This is a genomic window from Saccharicrinis sp. GN24d3 (assembly GCF_052400645.1).
Taxonomy (GTDB): domain Bacteria; phylum Bacteroidota; class Bacteroidia; order Bacteroidales; family Marinilabiliaceae; genus Saccharicrinis.
This window is the reverse complement of sequence record NZ_JBQTGI010000026.1, coordinates 21,011-39,333: the sequence shown is the minus strand read 5'-3', so window position 1 is coordinate 39,333 and position 18,323 is coordinate 21,011. Positions and strand designations below refer to the sequence as shown.

Annotated in this window: 15 protein-coding genes; 5 read left to right on the top strand and 10 right to left on the bottom strand. The window is 40.4% G+C overall.

The window, feature by feature from the left end; translation table 11 throughout:
• Positions 1-114: 114 nt before the first annotated feature.
• From ACT29I_RS22065 to ACT29I_RS22050, 4 genes are all read left to right on the top strand, one after another.
• Complete coding sequence (locus ACT29I_RS22065; RefSeq protein ID WP_430934089.1) at positions 115-1,254, top strand: sensor histidine kinase; 1,140 nt, start codon at positions 115-117, stop codon at positions 1,252-1,254.
• A 159-nt stretch (positions 1,255-1,413) separates the two neighbouring features.
• Positions 1,414-1,956, top strand: a complete 543-nt coding sequence (locus ACT29I_RS22060; RefSeq protein ID WP_430934091.1) for a YceD family protein — start codon at positions 1,414-1,416, stop codon at positions 1,954-1,956.
• Between the two features lie 12 nt (positions 1,957-1,968).
• The gene (gene rpmF / locus ACT29I_RS22055) at positions 1,969-2,154 is read left to right on the top strand and encodes a 50S ribosomal protein L32 (RefSeq protein WP_081736061.1); all 186 of its coding nucleotides are present in this window, start codon (positions 1,969-1,971) and stop codon (positions 2,152-2,154) included.
• A gap of 339 nt (positions 2,155-2,493) precedes the next feature.
• Positions 2,494-3,495 carry a beta-ketoacyl-ACP synthase III gene (locus ACT29I_RS22050; RefSeq protein ID WP_430934092.1) on the top strand — a complete coding sequence of 334 codons (1,002 nt, stop codon included), beginning with the start codon at positions 2,494-2,496 and terminating at the stop codon, positions 3,493-3,495.
• Between the two features lie 261 nt (positions 3,496-3,756).
• On the opposite strand, the gene gltX is transcribed toward ACT29I_RS22050, so the two are convergent.
• From gltX to ACT29I_RS22030, 4 genes are all read right to left on the bottom strand, one after another.
• Entirely contained in the window at positions 3,757-5,292 is a 1,536-nt protein-coding gene (gene gltX / locus ACT29I_RS22045; protein WP_430934094.1) for a glutamate--tRNA ligase, read from the bottom strand.
• A 159-nt stretch (positions 5,293-5,451) separates the two neighbouring features.
• Positions 5,452-8,010, bottom strand: coding sequence for an adenosylcobalamin-dependent ribonucleoside-diphosphate reductase (locus ACT29I_RS22040; RefSeq protein WP_430934095.1), 2,559 nt, complete (start codon positions 8,008-8,010; stop codon positions 5,452-5,454).
• 432 nt (positions 8,011-8,442) lie between these two features.
• Positions 8,443-9,669 (bottom strand): 3-deoxy-D-manno-octulosonic acid transferase, encoded by a 1,227-nt coding sequence (locus tag ACT29I_RS22035; protein ID WP_430934096.1) that lies wholly within the window; start codon positions 9,667-9,669, stop codon positions 8,443-8,445.
• Between the two features lie 152 nt (positions 9,670-9,821).
• The gene (locus ACT29I_RS22030; protein WP_430934098.1) at positions 9,822-10,997 is read right to left on the bottom strand and encodes a phosphoglycerate kinase; all 1,176 of its coding nucleotides are present in this window, start codon (positions 10,995-10,997) and stop codon (positions 9,822-9,824) included.
• 199 nt (positions 10,998-11,196) lie between these two features.
• Here ACT29I_RS22030 and ACT29I_RS22025 point away from each other — a divergent pair, with 199 nt between their 5' ends.
• Entirely contained in the window at positions 11,197-11,349 is a 153-nt protein-coding gene (locus tag ACT29I_RS22025; RefSeq protein ID WP_444794437.1) for a hypothetical protein, read from the top strand.
• 41 nt (positions 11,350-11,390) lie between these two features.
• On the opposite strand, the gene cysQ is transcribed toward ACT29I_RS22025, so the two are convergent.
• The 6 genes from cysQ to ACT29I_RS21995 form a co-directional block, all read right to left on the bottom strand.
• The gene (gene cysQ, locus ACT29I_RS22020; RefSeq protein ID WP_430934100.1) at positions 11,391-12,245 is read right to left on the bottom strand and encodes a 3'(2'),5'-bisphosphate nucleotidase CysQ; all 855 of its coding nucleotides are present in this window, start codon (positions 12,243-12,245) and stop codon (positions 11,391-11,393) included.
• Positions 12,245-12,808, bottom strand: a complete 564-nt coding sequence (locus tag ACT29I_RS22015; RefSeq protein ID WP_444794436.1) for a hypothetical protein — start codon at positions 12,806-12,808, stop codon at positions 12,245-12,247. Before ACT29I_RS22015 ends, cysQ begins: the two co-directional genes overlap by 1 nt.
• A complete protein-coding gene (locus ACT29I_RS22010) occupies positions 12,805-13,641 on the bottom strand; it encodes a DUF4296 domain-containing protein (protein ID WP_444794435.1) in 837 nt (278 codons plus the stop codon). The genes ACT29I_RS22015 and ACT29I_RS22010 overlap by 4 nt, the downstream gene beginning before the upstream one ends.
• A 34-nt stretch (positions 13,642-13,675) precedes the next feature.
• The gene (locus ACT29I_RS22005) at positions 13,676-15,070 is read right to left on the bottom strand and encodes a sugar transferase (protein WP_444794434.1); all 1,395 of its coding nucleotides are present in this window, start codon (positions 15,068-15,070) and stop codon (positions 13,676-13,678) included.
• A 118-nt stretch (positions 15,071-15,188) separates the two neighbouring features.
• Positions 15,189-16,805, bottom strand: a complete 1,617-nt coding sequence (locus tag ACT29I_RS22000; protein ID WP_444794433.1) for a hypothetical protein — start codon at positions 16,803-16,805, stop codon at positions 15,189-15,191.
• 280 nt (positions 16,806-17,085) lie between these two features.
• On the bottom strand, positions 17,086-18,201 hold the full coding sequence (locus ACT29I_RS21995) for a glycosyltransferase (protein ID WP_444794432.1): 1,116 nt from the start codon (positions 18,199-18,201) through the stop codon (positions 17,086-17,088).
• Between the last annotated feature and the right edge of the window lie 122 nt (positions 18,202-18,323).

The window sequence follows — 18,323 nt, the reverse complement described above, 5'->3', positions numbered from 1 at the left end:
AGCAATTATATTTTAGTCCGGAACCGCACAAATTCGGGGTGGCCAGACAAAACAAATCTAAGCCACAAACAGCTTTAGAGCGCGGAACCGTTAGCAAGCTTAGGCTATATAAATATGAAACATTATACACGAAAAAAGAGATTTAAGCTTTGGGTGCTACTCGGAGCTGTTTTTATTGGCTCGCTGTCAACAATCTACACCAACTATTTGGTGGACGAACTTAAACTTGAAGAAAAGAAAAAGATTGAACTATGGGCAGAGGCCACGCGGCAGCTTGTTCAGCCTGGCAATGAGGACGGATCCCTTAACCTTACTTTGGAAGTACTCAAAAACAACACCACTGTACCTTTGGTTATCACCGACGACAACGATTCTATATTATATCACCGAAACTTAAACATCCCCACCTCTGCTGCCGAAAAATATTGGGATAGACAATTGGTGAAGATGAAAAGATCTGGCAAAAACATTGAAATTGACCTGGGCGATGGCGAAAAACAGTTTTTATATTATCGCACTTCTACGCTATTGACCAAACTTCAATGGTTCCCTATCATACAGCTGCTAATTGTTACCATATTTGTACTTGTGGCATATTTGGCGTTCAGCAACTCACGCAAAGCCGAACAAAACCAAGTTTGGGTGGGCATGGCCAAAGAAACGGCACACCAGCTGGGAACCCCAATCACTTCACTGTATGGATGGATAGAGCTAATGGCATTAAAGAATCCGGATACCGACGGCATTGCCGAAGTAAAGAAAGACATCAACCGTTTGCAAAATATCGCTGACAGGTTTTCAAAGATTGGTTCCAAACCCAACTTAAAAGACATCAGCATTAACAACGTAGTTGAGCAAAGCATTCACTATTTAAAGAGTCGATCATCGAACAAAGTTGATTTTCATTTACAATTAGATAAGGATATAACGGTAAAGGGCAACATGATATTAATGGAATGGGTTTTTGAAAACCTGATAAAAAATGCTATTGATGCCGTAAAAGGCGAGGGGAAAATTACTGTAACTACCAAAAAACTTGAGGATAAAGTTGCTATTGACATTATAGACAACGGAAAGGGCATTTCAAAATCAAATTTTAAAACCATTTTTGAACCTGGATACACAACAAAAGAAAGAGGTTGGGGATTAGGACTTACACTCACAAAACGCATTATAGAAGAATATCACAAGGGGAAAATAATGGTTAAAGAGTCGGAAGCTGGTAAAAGAACGGTATTCAGAATAATATTATAATCAATATCACTCCTCATCACAAAATTCCATATCCTCCTATTTATCAGCCCATTCAGACACATTAAAATAATCGAAGCAAAAAATAGAAATAAAATTGAATTAATATTTCTGTACTCGTATTAATTTTTATACTTTTGCAAAGTTTTTATTTAAGGTGAAATGGATAAGCTAAGGGATTATAACATAGCCTTCAAGGGCTTAAAAGACGGGAAGCACCAATTTCACTACTCAATTGATCAATCCTTTTTTGATGCAATTGAGGAGTCTGCCATAAAAAATGGCGACTTTGAAGTGGATGTGACAATGAACAAAAATTCGCAGATGCTTCAGTTAGATTTTAACATCGATGGAAACGTCCAATCGGTATGCGACAATTGTCTGGGCGAAGTTACTGTTCCGATTCAATATACAGGCACAATGTATATTAAGTTTGGTTTAGTTTACGACGAGCCTAGCGAGGAAATCATCGTTCTTCCGTACGAAGAAAATGACTTTAACGTGGCTCAGTTAATATATGAATTAATTACGGTAAGCATGCCTCTGCGATCTGTCCATGAAGATTACGAAAAATGCGACCCGGAAATGACTGCTAAGCTGGAAGAGTTTTCGGCCGGGCACCACGAGGCAAACGATAATACAGAAGAAGCTATTGACCCAAGGTGGGCAGCTTTAAAAAAATTAAAAGATAATAATAATAAGTAAAGAGTTTATAAAATGGCACATCCTAAGAGAAAGATTTCTAAAACGAGAAGAGACAAGAGAAGGACGCATTACAAAGCTACCACTCCTGCATTGGGAGTATGCTCTAACTGCGGATCAACAGTAAAGATGCACACAGTATGTGGTGATTGCGGATATTACAGAGGAAAACTTGCTGTTGAGAAAGAAATTACAGCATAACTTTTTATTTCTAAAAGTACTTTATAAATTTGCTTCGCTTTGCGAGGCAAATTTTGCATTAGCCCAGTTTATTCATGAGAAATCATGAATAACGACGAAAACCGAAGGTTTTGTCAGGGGTATACCCTGTTTTTATAAAACATCAGCCTTTGGCTTGAAAAATTTAAAGATTTTTCAGGTTAAGGTACTTTATCTTCGAAAAGGGTAAAGCCTGGTTCTCCAGAATAAAAGGTAGTTTAGCTTCTCCTTAGCGCACAAAACAAATTGCAGGAGTATAAGCTCTGGCTATTTCTAACTTTTGGTTGCAAGTTTAATGCGACCGGAAATATTACTTTTAACATGAAAAAGATTAATGCAGTAATCACCGGCATTGGTGTCAACCTACCCGAATATGTTTTAACCAATGACGAGTTAAGCACCATGGTGGACACTTCCGACGAATGGATAATGACCCGCGTCGGAATCAAGGAAAGACGAATTTTAAAAGGTGAGGGGAAAGGCGCTTCAGAAATGGGTGCCGAGGCAGTTAAACAACTGTTGGAAAAAACAGGCACCAAACCTGAAGAAGTTGACTTGGTGATTTGCACTACGGTAACTCCCGACCATATATTCCCGGGAACTTCCGCCATTATTTGTGATAAGGTTGGCATCCGCAACATTCAAAGCTTTGATATAAACGCCGCTTGTTCCGGTTTTCTTTACGGCCTGGATACGGCTACCAAATACGTACAATCGGGAAGTCACAAAAAAGTAATATTGGTGAGCGCCGAAAAAATGTCGTCTATCACAGATTACACCGACCGAACCACTTGTGTATTGTTTGGGGATGCAGCGACGGCTGTCATGCTCGAACCTACAGAGGAAGAAGTTGGAATACAGGATACCATCCTAAGAAGTAACGGCATAGGAAGACACCATTTATTGATGAAAGCCGGAGGATCGGTAAAACCGCCATCACACGAAACCATAGATGCCAAGGAGCACACCGTTTATCAGGAAGGCCAAGCTGTATTTAAACATGCGGTTTCGAATATGGCCGATGTCTCCGTTGAGATTATGGAAAAAAACGGACTTGCTTCGGAAGATATCGCCTGGTTAGTTCCACATCAGGCAAACCTAAGAATTATTGATGCTACAGCCAGGAGAATGGGCATTAACAAAGAGCAGGTTATGATCAATATCGAAAGATACGGAAACACCACCTCCGCAACTATTCCATTGTGTTTGTGGGAATGGGAAAAACAACTCAAAAAAGGAGACAACATTGTACTTGCCGCCTTTGGAGCAGGATTTACCTGGGGATCTATTTACCTTAAATGGGGATACGACGGCAAGCAATAAGCAGCCAACAGCAGAAAGCGAAGAACCGGAATCCCTAAGCCCGGAGCGATCTGAGATAAGGTTTGAGTTTGAGTTTGACTTTAAGAATTATAAGATACAACAAAGGGTGGTTTCAATTGAAACCACCCTTTTCATTTTTTTAACAAACACCTTTTCCAAAGTTTGTACCTTTGGAAAAGGTGAAATTTCATTCCGGATTTGTCATTCGAAAATGATAAACTTGCCCGAAGGCTGCCGAAAACCATGGCAAAAAACACTTTGTCAGCCCTTATCCTGTGCCAAAACCTCCACTGCTTTTCTTACTCTGGCCATTGCTTCTTCTTTTCCGATTAACTCGGCAATTGTCATTAAATCGGGGCCAAAACCGCCACCTACCAAAGCCAGGCGAAAGGCATTCATCACCAAACCAAAACCCAATTCTTTTTCTTCTATTTTGGCCGATATCGTTTCTTTTATTGCATCCGCTTTCCAATCCGAAACAGCCTCCAATGCACCGGGCAGTCCGGCCATAAAAGCAGGCACATCACCTTTCCAACGTTTCTTAACCACTTTGGGATCATATTCTGTTGGCGCTTCAAAAAAGAAGAAAACCTGCTCCCATAGTTCCGAAACAAAATTGATACGTTCTTTCACAAGTGCCACAACCCGGGTAACCAAAGCCATATCAGCTTGAATTCCCTTTTCCTTTAATACTGGCATGAATTGTTGTGCCAGATCTTCATCACCCATATTCACCAAATATTGATGGTTAAACCATTTGGCTTTTTCCGGATCGAAGCGGGCTCCGGCCTTATTCACGCGTTCAATCGAGAATGCCCCAACCAACTGCTCCATACTGAAAATTTCCTGCTCCGTACCGGGATTCCATCCCAACAAGGCCAATAAATTAACCACCGCCCCCGGAAGATAACCGGATTCGCGGTACCCGGAAGCTATTTCGCCATCGCCCAATTCCCATTCCAACGGAAACACAGGGAATCCCGCTTTGTCGCCGTCGCGCTTACTTAACTTACCCTTACCCGTAGGTTTAAGGATCAGTGGCAAGTGGGCAAACTCGGGTCGTTCATTTTCCCATCCCAAAGCTCTATAAAGCATAATATGCAGGGGCAATGAAGGCAACCATTCTTCACCGCGGATCACATGAGATATCTTCATCAGGTAATCGTCCACCACGTTAGCCAAATGGTAGGTAGGTAAACCATCCGATTTAAAAATCACCTTATCATCAAGTATAGCGGTGTTAAACCTAACCTCGCCACGTATCATATCAACCGCCGATACTTCCTCGTTCTCCGGCATCTTAAAACGCACCACATAAGGAACACCATCCATCTTTAATTTTTCAACTTCCTGGGCAGTTAAGGACAAAGAGTTTTTAAGACCCATTCGCGTGTTTAAATCATATGAGAACTTTGTTTTTTCGGCTTCGGCCGCTTCCCTTTTAGCATTCAGATCTTCAGCAGTGTCAAAGGCATAGTAGGCCCATCCGTCATCGATCAGCTTATCCGCATACTGCAAATAGATATCTTTTCGCTCGGATTGTTTATACGGTCCATAATCGCCCCCCTGCATAACTCCTTCGTCAATCTTCATCCCAAGCCACTCTAGCGACTCGTTGATGTAACCTTCAGCCCCCTCAACAAAACGGGTTTGATCGGTATCTTCGATACGTAAAATAAAATCGCCACCGTGTTTTTTGGCGAACAAATAATTAAAAAGAGCGGTTCTTACCCCGCCTATATGTAACGGTCCCGTTGGACTTGGCGCAAATCGCACCCTTACTTTTCTATCTACCATTATATTTATTTTTTTTGCAAAGATAGGTATTAGTTAATAAGTTGAAAGTTGAAAGTTAACGAGTAATGATAAAAAAAAGCGAAATGGTCAACTGACCATCCCGCTTTTGAAGTAAAAAAGTTATAATAGGCAAACTTTTACAATTTCAGGTTTGTGGAATTAACCACATTTTGAGGAACCGCAATCCTGACAGATCAGGCATCCCTCTTGATAGGTCAGACTATCCGACCCACAGCTCTCACATTTCCCTTTGTTGGCTTTGGTTCCGTTAGGGATATATTTTTTGAGTGCCCTTTCAACACCGTTTTTCCAGGTGTTAATCGATTCGTTATCCAACTGTAATCCCGATACCAAATCAATAGCATCCGCGATTTCCATTCCGTGACGCAGCACGCCCGAAATCAATTTCGCATAATTCCAGAATTCTTTATCGAACTTATGGCTCAAGCCCTCGATGGTAGTTTTATACCCACGCTTGTTCTCAAACTGGAAATCGTAACGCGAAACGCCATTTGTATCGCGGTTCTTGATGATCAATCCTTTTTGAACCGACTTAGGCAACAAGATTCCGTCTTCATCATCCGCCAGTCCAGTAAATATCTCGTATGGGCGACCATCCATCAATCCAACAAACGCGATCCACTTCTCTTTGTTATTCTGGAAACGAACCACATCCGCCTCCAATATCTCAGGGCGTTTTTTCGAAAAAAGAACCTTATTTTCCTCTTCCTCTTTTTTGGTATCGGCCAGCAAGACTCCCGCACGGGAACCGTCGCGATAAACTGTCACGCCCTTACATCCACTTTTCCAGGCCTCAATATATAGCTCGCCCACCAATTCCTCTGACACATCGGCCGGAAGGTTTATGGTGACACTGATCGAGTGGTCGACCCATTTTTGCACACCACCCTGCATACGAACCTTGTTTAACCAATCCACATCGTTTGATGTAGCTTTATAATATGGCGAAGTTTCTACTAATTTATCCAGTTCCTTCTGTGTATAATTTTTTGTGGTTGAATGGTTATTTGCTTCCATCCAAGTCACAAATTTATGGTGAAACACGGTATACTCTTCCCAGCTATCACCCACTTCATCCACAAAATCAACCCGTGTTTCAGGATCGTTCGGATTAACTTTTCTTCTTCGTTTGTAAACCGGCATAAACACGGGCTCAATACCTGAGGATGTTTGCGTCATCAAACTTGTTGTTCCGGTAGGAGCAATGGTCAACAAGGCAATATTCCTTCTACCATGCGCCTTCATATCCTCGGCCAATTTCGGATCGGCCTTAAACAACCTGTTGATAAATGGGTTTTTCTCCTCTTTGGCATAGTCATAAATCGGGAAAGCACCCCGGTCTATAGCCATGTCAACCGATGAGCGATATGCCGCCAAAGCCAGGGCTTTGTGTACTTCTATTGAAAAATCGGTTGCATTGGCAGTTCCATATCTTAAATTTAATGCAGCCAACATATCACCTTCGGCAGTAATTCCAACACCTGTCCTACGTCCTTCTTTCGCCTTGCTTTGGATATTTGTCCAAAGATTTTTCTCCACCAGCTTCACTTCGTCACATTCTGGATCCTGATTTATCTTTTCGATGATACCATCAATTTTCTCTAGCTCAAGATCTATAATATCGTCCATGATACGCTGCGCATAACCTACATGTTTTTTAAACAAGTCGAAGTTAAATTTAGCTTTAGCAGTAAATGGATTCTCTACAAACGAATATAGATTAACAGCAATCAAACGGCAGCTATCGTAAGGACACAAAGGTATTTCCCCGCATGGATTCGTGGATACGGTTCTATATCCCAGATCCGCGTATGAATCGGGCACCGACTCACGGATGATGGTGTCCCAAAACAAAATTCCCGGCTCTGCCGACTTCCAGGCATTATGAACCACTTTGCCCCACAAGCCAGATGCATCAATTTCATTTACATGAGACGGATTATTTGAATCGATAGGGTACTGCTGACGATAAGGAACACCATCCACAACCGACCTCATAAAATCATCGTCAATTTTTACCGACACATTGGCGCCCGTAATTTTACCCTGCTCTAGTTTTGCGTCAATAAACGATTCCGAATCCGGATGTTTTACGGAAACGCTCAACATCAAGGCACCTCTACGACCATCTTGCGCTACCTCGCGGGTTGAATTGGAATAACGCTCCATAAAAGGAACGATACCCGTAGACGTTAAAGCCGAATTTTTAACGGGAGACCCCTTGGGGCGAATGTGTGAAAGGTCATGCCCTACACCACCTCTTCGCTTCATTAACTGTACTTGTTCCTGATCGATTTTCATGATTCCCCCGTAAGAATCCGAATTACCCTCATTACCTATCACAAAGCAGTTGGATAATGACGCGATCTGGAATGCATTTCCGATCCCGGCCATCGGGCCACCCTGAGGCACTATATATTTGAAATCTTTAAATAGCTCATACAACTCATCCTCGCTCAACGGATTCGGGTACTTCTTCTCTATACGGGCAATCTCTCTGGCTAAACGCCGATGCATTTGGTCAGGGTTTTCCTCATACAACACTCCGTCAGAATCCTTCAGCGCATATTTATTTACCCATACCCGCGCTGCCAACTCATCTCCATTAAAATATTTCAATGCCGATTCGTAGGCTTCATCATTGGTGAAAGTTTTTTTAAATTTCTCAGTTTTTTGGTCGATTTCTGTTACTGCCATGGTGACTTTATTTGTTTAAATATCTTTATTTGTTTAAGTTAGAATTTTATTTTCGGCTCTTATTGCTGAATGTAAAATTAAGAAAGAGTTACTTTTTAGGCAAGAAATACTTTTAAACAACTGCAAATGTTGTCCAAAACAAAATGCTTACACATTCACTTACTGATGTTTACGTTTTTAAAAAAAGTGAAAAGTTGTCCAAAAAGAATTTTTTATTAACAAATTTAAAAAATACACGTCCATCAATTGGAAAGCTTATAAAGAAGTCGTATAGTAGATATTTGCAAAAATATTAAACTCCGACGGGACATTTTCCATTTTTCAGAAAACAAAATCTAATTTTAGGAATTTATCGGGCCATTTTTCAAGCAGCTCATCTATTTTCTCCCCAAAACACGTTTAACACAACTAAAAGGGGGTTACACCGAATCCTTAACCCATCAATTCCTTTACAATAATTTCGGTGGCTCCTCGCATTTTATTCACATAATTCACAGAAGCCTCAGATGAGTTTAACAGATGTTTTTTATCGTTGAAAAGCCGATCCATTACTTTAACAAATTCGGAACTGCCGGAAACAGCAAATCCAGCACCCAAATGAATCAAATCACATGCCTCTTTGTATTTTTTATAGTTAGGTCCAAACACAACAGGCAATCCAAATGTTGAAGCTTCAATCGTATTGTGGATACCACTTCCAAACCCTCCACCAATATAGGCCACATCACCATATCGATACATCGAAGACAGCATACCCATGGTATTTATTATTATTATGCGAAGCTTGTGGATATCCTCCCCGGCAAGCTCGGTATACCGGGCACATTTATATTCCGAAAACAAATCCTCAATCTGAGAAATATGTTCTTCGTGAATCTCATGCGGCGCCAACAAAAGCTTAAAGTCAGGATTGTGTTTTAAATAATCGGCAATCAGTTTTTCGCCTGCCGGCCAGCTGCTTCCCCCTACCAATACCGCCGAACCTGTTGCAAACTTTTCCAGTTCGGGGTATTCTTTTGAGTTTTGAGCAATTTCATATACCCTATCGAACCTTGTATCTCCGGCCACCTGGTAGTTACTAATTCCTATCTTTGACAACAGCAGACCCGATTCCTCATCCTGTACGTACAGTTTGGTGAAGAAATGCAACATCTTTCGGTACCATCCGCCATACCATCTAAAAAAAGCATGCTGCGGCCGGAATATCGCAGAAACAATATAGGTTCTAATTCCTGATTTGTTCAGGTGATTTAGAAAATGGAACCAGAACTCATACTTCACAAAAATCACTTCTTTGGGATTTATCGCACTTACAAACCTTCTTACGTTCGAAGGCCTATCTGAAGGCAAATACAACACCTCGTCTGCCAGCGCATAGTTCTTTTGCACCTCGTATCCCGAAGGAGAAAAGAAGGTTAAAACAACTTTTTGTCGCGGGTTCCTGTTTTTAATAGCCTCAATAACAGGCCTCCCCTGTTCAAACTCACCCAGTGAAGCACAATGAACCCAAACTGTCTTTTCCGTAAAATCCAGGGACCCAACCCTATTCATTGTTTCCTTTCTTCCATCCACAAGCACTCTTGCCTTGTTGTTAAACAGGGCCAACACTCTCAATACTGCACTAAAAAAAAGGATTCCCAAATTATAGAATAATGACATCTCCGGCTCTTTTAAAATTTGTGCAAAGATAATTTTTTAGACTCTTACATAAGAGATAATGGATAAGAGATTTCCCTCGAATTTAAAATTCGGACACAAAAAAAACCCGCAAGACAGTTCCTGCAGGTTTTGATATATGAGTTTTAACCGAACTACTCAGTTACAGCTTGTACTCCTGGCAATACTTTACCTTCCAAATACTCAAGCGAAGCACCCCCTCCAGTAGAGATATGGCTCATTTTGTCGGCCAATCCGCTTTTGTTGACAGCAGAAACCGAATCACCACCTCCAATGATAGAAATAGAATCCGAAGCAGCTACCGCTTCACATACGCCAAAAGTTCCTTTTGAGAAGTTAGGCATCTCGAAACATCCCATAGGGCCGTTCCATACCACTGTTTTGGCTTTTGCGATTTCAGCAGCGTATGCCTCAACCGTCTTAGGACCTACGTCAAGTGCCATTCTTCCCTCTGGTATTTCAACCCCTACCACTTCAATATCCGCATCATCAGCAAATTTGTCGGCAGCCAGGTTATCCACAGGCAACATGAAGTTTACCCCCTTAGCTTTTGCATCCGCTAAGATTTGTTTTGCCGTATCAATCAAATCATCCTCAACCAAAGAACCGCCGATACCGTGACCCTGAGCCTTAAGGAAAGTATAAGCCATTCCGCCGCCTATAAGAATAGTGTCAACCTTTTCAAGTAATGACTTCAATACTTCTAACTTACCGGAAACCTTGGCGCCGCCAACAATAGCAACAAATGGTTTCTCAGGGTTAGCAACAGTTTCACCCAGGAATTTAATTTCTTTATCCAATAAGTACCCGGCCATTTTTTCCTCGAAAAACTGAGCGATAATAGTTGTTGAAGCATGTGCACGGTGAGCCGTACCAAAAGCATCGTTTACATATACATCAGCCAATTCAGCCAATTGCTTAGAAAACTCTACATCACCTTTCGTTTCTTCGTTGTGGAATCGAAGGTTCTCAAGCAACATAACCTCGCCCATTTTTAGGTCGTCAGCCATTGCTTTCACTTCTGGCCCCACACAGTCGGGAGCCATTATTACGTCTAACCCAAGTTTAGCCGACAAGTGGGCTACAACGTGCTTTAACGAGAACTTATCCTGAACCTCACCCTTAGGACGACCCAAGTGAGACATAAGGATGACAGCTCCGCCATCGGCCAACACTTTTTTAATGGTTGGAAGGGCAGCTACAATACGGGTATCGTCTGTAATTTCGAACTTGTCGTTTAAAGGCACGTTAAAATCCACGCGGATAATCGCCTTTTTTCCTGAGAAATTGTAAGTATCAATTGCAGGCATGTCAAAAATATTATATGGTTTTTAAAAAAATACATCTTGAATATGTACCCTATTTTTTATTGTCAAGAAGAATAAAATCATCATTTATGGGCACAATAACATTCCTTATTAAATGAGTAGACAAAGATAAAAAATTTATTGAGGATAGTACAGCACAAAATGCTTGTTGTAAAACAGTTTGACATTTATCCTTTTGCTCATGGATAAATACTGCCTTCAGCAGCGATCAAAAGCCACAACCAATGATGATATCCCTGAATTGGGCTTCCTGTGGATATACCTTTGGGACTACCTCCCGAAATCCTTTGGTACAGGTCGTTCCGAATTTATTCAGGGAGACAAGCCACAATAACATTAACCCTAACTTCATTCATTTCCAGGGTGAGTCAATGATCAAAGCGATTGAATTTCGAATTCGGATATCAATCCTACTATTTCCGATGCGGAAAACCGTGCACCCGAAACCACAAACCAGTCATTTAGCAACTCTTTTCGATTATAACCGAACCGACTTTTTGACTTCCAATTAAAAAAACTTGCTCCCGCTGCTTCGGCCACCGCCTGACCTGCAGCCGTATCCCACTCCATGGTGGGACCCAGGCGGGGATAGAAATCCGCCGTTCCTTCTGCCACCTTGCATATCTTGATGGAACTCCCTACCGACACAAAATCGCTTTCCCCGTATTTGTTTTCCAGCAGCTCCGCAAACTTCTCCGTCTCCCTTGAAAGGTGGCTCACACTGGCAACAACCTGCAGTTTGTTATTCTTTGATATAAGCGGCAATTTCTCCGCTTTATCCAGACTAATATTACTTTGGCTCGACCAATCGCTATCAAGCTTAACTTTATATGCCCCTTTATCTGCACTTGCAAAATATAAAATATCCAAAGCCGGCAGCAGAACAACGCCCATAGTCGGGAAATTATGCTTAATCAAAGCAATGTTCACCGTAAACTCTCCTGTTTTTTTAACAAATTCCTTGGTTCCGTCCAGGGGATCCACAACCCACAGCTGTTCCCACTTCCTTCGGACAGAATAATCATCATGGTTTCCCTCTTCGCTTAAAATGGGAATATCTGTTGCCGTCAGGTGCTTTTCAATGATATGATGAGCAGCTTGATCTGCCAGTGTTAAAGGAGAATTGTCAGACTTAAGCTCAACACCAAAATCACCCGACTTATAAATTTCCATAATTGCCTTCCCGGCTTCCATCGCCGCATCAATAGCTGCTTTTAACAAATGCTCCATTAAATGATAATTTTCAATTTACTTTTATGGTTGATATTAAAAGTTTCGTAACTCAGGTTAGATATGGCCAAAATACCTGGCTTTTTCCCTACTTCTATAGAACCATACCTATTGTCAATGCCTAAAACTTTTGCATAACCAATTGTTAGCTTCTTCAATTGTTGTATTGAATCATTCGCATTTTGAATCTTTTCGAAACCAACCCAATCTTCCACAGGAAATTTAAATTGTTCTAGTTTAAACACTTTTAAATTTCCTGAACTTAAACCATTTACGTTTTTATAAATATCATTTGGGACGCCCAAAACTTGAACTCCGGATATTATTAATCTATTTAAATACTTTTTAATTTGCGAGGGTTGCTTCACGGATGCAGGAAACGAGTAAAACTCAATTAATCCGGGAACCAGAAAACCATTCACCAACTCAAGCGAAGCTTCTTCCCGAAAGGTATCTCTTTCCCTTATTTCCGCAATCTGATTGTCTTCATTAAAAGTTACAATGGGAAATTTACCAATAGAACCATCGGGGCGCAACCAATAATGGGCGGCTATTTTTCTCATTCTATTTTGGGTAATTCAGTATTGAATGATTCGATGTTAACAGAGTCCATTTCTAACGAGTCGACTTTTGGTTGAAACACAAATTCTATATCCTTGATACGGGCGCGAATCTCTTCCATAGTGTCATGCTTCACCAGGTAACCTTCTATCCTCAGGATTTTAAGATCCTTGTTTAAACCAATCATCAACTCCGCTTTTGTGCTAATGTGCGTATTATGCAGTTTATAGGTCAAGGTATCCAAAGTACTGTCTTCGTAAAACGCCATTACCTCAAGCGTAGGTTTCTCGACTCTGCTCCCCTTCAGAAACTGATAAAAAGCACTGACACGATAACTTTCCGCCTCTATCGTATCCACATTTAGTTCGAATGGTATTCTACGGTCAAACGTATCTTTTAAACTGATGAAGTAGTTTTTTTTATCCTTCCAGACATTGCGGGCTTCCTTTTCTTTTCTCTTCCTTTCAATCTCGTCCTCAATACCTTTCACTTCTCGTTGCCACTCCGCTTGTTTTTCCGACAGCATGGCGATGGATTCATCGTATACATCCTGGTATATCTCCGGATGGGCCAAATACCAGTTAACAATGGTATCAAACTTTTCCTGGGTAAGGTTGAATTTTGCAAGCACATGGTGATAGTAGTTATTGGCCGTAGAATCTATACCTCTGTTTTTGATGCGCATTTGGTTTATGATGGCCTCTGTTAAATGAACCTCGGACAGGATTTCCGCAAACTCATCCTTATCAGGAAAACCGTTGGGCAACCTGTCCTGCTTACAGCTTGCCAACAAAGCAGCAACTACTAATACAATCCCTATCGTTCTAGTTTTCATTTATTTCATATTAGATACCATCATTAAATAATAATCAATGCCCATCTGCCAATATCATGGTTCGGATGGTCTTTAAAAAAATGACAAAGTCCAGCTTCAACGACCAGTTATCGATATAATCCAAATCCATTTTCATCCATTCTTCAAATGGGATATCGTTTCTACCTGACACCTGCCAGGTACATGTAATTCCGGGTTTCATGGATAACCTGCGGAGTTGCCAGCGCTCATATTCCTTTACCTCCTGAGGAACGGGTGGTCTTGGCCCTACTATAGACATATCGCCCATTAAAACATTAAAAAACTGAGGCAATTCATCCAGGCTTGTTTTCCGAAGAAAGCGACCTATTTTAGTAATTCGGGGGTCCTTTTTCATTTTAAATACGGGACCATCCATTTCGTTGTCTTCCATCAACTTGGACTTAAGTTCTTCCGCATTTGTCACCATGGTCCGGAACTTAAAAGCATAGAACTTTCTTCCTCTTAAACCAACCCTTTTTTGTTTAAAAAACACCGGGCCTCTGTCCGTTAGCACTATTAAAATTGAGATAAGCACAAACACCGGTGAGGCGAGAACAATAAGAACCAAGGAAAAAACAAAATCGAAAATAGCCTTTACACGCATGGCCAAATAGTCGGTTGGCGTATTAGCTATGGTGAGCAAGGGCATCGTATTATAATGGTGTATATGGGCTTTACTTTTAAGTTTATTGAAGAAGGGGGAATACATTCTAAAAATAACCCCCACCTCGGAACAAGCATGCGTAATGTCCTCCACTTCTTCCACACTCATCTTATCCTTGATAAACACCACCTCATCAATCGTTTTATCCTCCAACAGTTTTGCCACATCCGTATCCGGAGATAAAACAGGTATTATATCACCGTACATTTGACTTAAATCTCCGTTACCTATTATTGAAACTATCTTGTATCCCCACTCTTTATATTTGAGTATCTGTTCAATAAAAGATGTGGCTGTATAGTCACCAATAATAACCATTGCCCTTGTGTTTCTGCCATGCACCCTGGCCCTTTTAAAAGATGCAAATACCATTATTTTAAAAGCAAACATTAGGGTCAAATTGATAAAACCAAAATAGATTAAGGGGTCGAAACCTACGTAATACAAATCAAAAACCAAAACTGCAAGTCCTAAAAGAGATGTACCTGACAGCACCAAGGCCACACAGTTAAACAGGATGGCAGAATACGGTCTGGAACGGTGCAATTGGGCTAACCTAAAATATTTTCCCAGGGCAAACCAAACAAATGCAATGATCAAATGAAGTATAATGGAATCTTTGTACCTGAGGAACGAAAAATGCCCAAAGTACAGAAACAATGACAGATTAAAGGAAATCCAGGCAATAGCTACCTCAACGAACGCCAGGAAATTATTCACGACATTTTCTTTTTCTCTTATCATGCAGCGGTGTTTTGTGTTTACAGTTTTGTGCAAAGATATAAAAACAGATGGTTAAATAACCATGTTTTATGTCAATCAAAATACGTACCTGGCCAAACTAATCTATGAGTTTTACGGGTTAAAAGTTTAACTCCGGGCTGTATTTTATACACAGCATACAACCAAAGGCATCGTATAGTTCTCCCGAATCGATGGATACGGAACCTTGCAAGGTTATATTTCTCCAGTTTCTGTTTTTATAGGTGAGTCCAAAATAAGAGTAGACTTGTTTTTTACCTCCTTTATAGAAAAATTCAGGATCTTCTTCCCAACTATACCTGCGAATATACTGCTCGCCAAATGTTCCTTTGTTAAAAGTATAGGTAGACTTAAAAAGGTAAGACAAACCATCCGTTATTACGCCTTCTATACCGAAGTGAAAACCTTTAATTCGATTATTCATAAATACCACATGATTATTGGGTGTCCAATCCGGGGCATAAGCCTGTGCCTGCCAATAGGTATGGTACAGCGGAGTTCCCATAGGCATTTGATGGTAAGTCCAGCCGTTATAATAGGATCCATTGTTATTATAATCGTCCCTGCTCCCGTATTTTTGTCCGTGATTTTGAACTTTCTCCAAATATCGCATCAGGTGCCACGATGTATATCCTTCAGTCACCTCACCAAAGGTATCCCTCATAAAAGCGTCATAATCTTCAATGTCATCAACGAAAATTATACTATAAGTACCCGGGTAAACCGGATCGGGTATTCCAGAACCAGACTGGTAATCGGTTTTAAGGAGTTCTACCGAAACCCTTTGAATTAACCTGGTGTTTTTTAACCTGGCGTAAATGCCAATTTTATAGTCCCTGTTTCGTTCCTTGGTAATTTTTAATCCGGTTCCATCGGCAAACGGTTTATGCACGTAAAACTGAAAATAACCCATTTCTGTTTCATAGTTTATACCCAGGTCCCAAAAACCGTCATGCGCCCCGGCCACATTAGTCGCTTCTCCGCCTCCGATTTTCTCAGACCCGCGAGCCCAGAAAGTTGCCCAAAAATCAGTGGTAATCTCCGTCCCATTGGGTCTGGTTCCTCCATACAAGGCACCGTGAAATAAACCGACATAAGGCTTGACTTTAAGTTTGCCTCCACGAATATATGCCCATTTTTCGTGAACCAATAGGTCATCAGCACTATTGCTTTTGTCAGTTGCAGTCCGGTCGTCATTTAAAACCCCATGCGACAATCCACCTTTTACCTCAATCACATCACCTAAGAAACTTACCGGCCAGTAATCGAAAATGCCGATCATCGCCCGGGGCACTGGCCGGGCGTTACTGTTCATCATAAATCCGCCCGACGTTAAATTATCGTCGATGGATATGGAGGTATACGCCTGCTTGCCTATGCTGAAATCAATGACATTGATGAACTGCCCTTTTAAATAGGCTTCGTGCAAGAAGCTATCCCCGGCTTTATTTTTTACAACGCCCGAAACACCCAGTTGTAAACGTATATTGCTTTTTTGCAACAGGTTATATTTTGCACCTGCCAATACCAATGCTTGTGTTTGCTCAAATGGAGATACAATGCCCCACTGGTTTGAATATTGATACAAGGGTAGTAGGTTGTCCTTGGAAGATATTAAAACTTTTGATTCAATATCTACTTCAATATTGTTTTGTGCAAGTAACTTTCCTGTAAAGAAAAGTGATATAATAAGAATGATGGATATTGTCCGTTGCATTGTGTCATATATTTTAGCCAAAAGTACATGTTTACCTTTCATAAACAAAAAAGGTTTGCCCTGAACAGAACAAACCTTGAATACAAGTTAACTAAATATTACATTAACTCATAACCGGAAGAATTCTTAGATTAGCGAGAATTGTCCATAGATTCTATGCTACACTTGAATGTCTAGCATTAACTGAAGCCAAAGAGCCGACGTGCGAGAGCGAATGTTTACTAACTATCTTTTCTATGATGATATACAATCGCAATAACCTTTTTCCCAATATTAATATCTAATTCTGACTTTTGAATTCATCATATTTCTTTCGAACAAAGTCATTAGTTTCCTCTATAAATCTATTTTTTGAAAACCGCATTGAATTTTCACGAATAATAGTAGCTTCAAACTTCAAAAGTTCAAACCTTTTGATTGCCCCCGCAAGAGAGTCAATACTTTGCTCTTCAAAATGTACACCTGTTACTCCATCAACAACAGTTTCTTTAGCACCTCCTCTCCCTAGAGCAATAACTGGTGTACCGCAGGCTTGCGCTTCAACAGGTATTATTCCAAAATCTTCATCTGCTGCAAAAACAAATGCTTTAGCTTGTTGCATTAATCTATGCATTTCTTCATCTGACACGAAACCTAATAATTCAACATTTGAACCTGCCAAAGCTTTAATTTTCTTTAAATCTGGACCTGATCCGGCCACGAACAACTTCTTATCTGGCATCTTGGAAAAAACCTCAACAATCAGGTCGATCTTCTTGTATGGAACTAACCTGGATGCTGTAAAATAAAATTCCTTCTTTTCTCTACATAGAGTAAATCGTTCTACATCAACGGGAGGAAAGATAACCTTAGCATTTCTACGGTATACTTTATTTATTCTATGTTTAATATAATTCGAATTGGCAATAAAATAATCCACCCTATTAGAACTAATAACATCCCAAACTCTTAATTTGTGTAGGATATGACGTACGTACCAATTTTTTATACCAAATCCTTCTAATCCAGATTCTTTTAAATATTGATGGTATAAATCCCAAGCATAACGAACTGGGGAATGACAGTAACAAATATGTATCTGTTTTGAATTAGTTAAAATTCCTTTAGCGACAGAAGAAGATGAAGAAATTATTAAGTCATATTCACTAAAATCAAAGCTTTCTATTGCTTTAGGAAACAGTGGCAAGTAGTTTCTGTACCTACTTTTTCCGAATGGTAGTTTTGCTATAAAAGACTCTTTTAGTTTTATTTTATCAATATTTAAGGCATTTATGACCCTATTGTGAGACGTTAAGGTATATATATCAGCATCCGGATATATTCCCATAAATGCTTCAAACACCTTCTCTGCTCCACCGATTTCGGTTAACCAATCTTGTACTAACGCTACTTTCAATTTTTTATTTTTTTATTCTGATCACATTTGGGAATCCTATTATCGCAAGACTATATGGCTTACCATCTTTAGTTACAATAGCATTTTCACCAATAACTAAACATCCCACACATCTTACCTTT

Bases quoted from the DNA above. Each gene is read 5' to 3' on its own strand.
- ACT29I_RS22065 (WP_430934089.1), top strand. From the start codon at position 115: ATGAAACATTATACACGAAAAAAGAGATTTAAGCTTTGGGTGCTACTC.
- ACT29I_RS22060 (WP_430934091.1), top strand. From the start codon at position 1,414: ATGGATAAGCTAAGGGATTATAACATAGCCTTCAAGGGCTTAAAAGAC.
- rpmF (WP_081736061.1), top strand. From the start codon at position 1,969: ATGGCACATCCTAAGAGAAAGATTTCTAAAACGAGAAGAGACAAGAGA.
- ACT29I_RS22050 (WP_430934092.1), top strand. From the start codon at position 2,494: ATGAAAAAGATTAATGCAGTAATCACCGGCATTGGTGTCAACCTACCC.
- gltX (WP_430934094.1), bottom strand. From the start codon at position 5,292: ATGGTAGATAGAAAAGTAAGGGTGCGATTTGCGCCAAGTCCAACGGGA.
- ACT29I_RS22040 (WP_430934095.1), bottom strand. From the start codon at position 8,010: ATGGCAGTAACAGAAATCGACCAAAAAACTGAGAAATTTAAAAAAACT.
- ACT29I_RS22035 (WP_430934096.1), bottom strand. From the start codon at position 9,669: ATGTCATTATTCTATAATTTGGGAATCCTTTTTTTTAGTGCAGTATTG.
- ACT29I_RS22030 (WP_430934098.1), bottom strand. From the start codon at position 10,997: ATGCCTGCAATTGATACTTACAATTTCTCAGGAAAAAAGGCGATTATC.
- ACT29I_RS22025 (WP_444794437.1), top strand. From the start codon at position 11,197: ATGGATAAATACTGCCTTCAGCAGCGATCAAAAGCCACAACCAATGAT.
- cysQ (WP_430934100.1), bottom strand. From the start codon at position 12,245: ATGGAGCATTTGTTAAAAGCAGCTATTGATGCGGCGATGGAAGCCGGG.
- ACT29I_RS22015 (WP_444794436.1), bottom strand. From the start codon at position 12,808: ATGAGAAAAATAGCCGCCCATTATTGGTTGCGCCCCGATGGTTCTATT.
- ACT29I_RS22010 (WP_444794435.1), bottom strand. From the start codon at position 13,641: ATGAAAACTAGAACGATAGGGATTGTATTAGTAGTTGCTGCTTTGTTG.
- ACT29I_RS22005 (WP_444794434.1), bottom strand. From the start codon at position 15,070: ATGATAAGAGAAAAAGAAAATGTCGTGAATAATTTCCTGGCGTTCGTT.
- ACT29I_RS22000 (WP_444794433.1), bottom strand. From the start codon at position 16,805: ATGCAACGGACAATATCCATCATTCTTATTATATCACTTTTCTTTACA.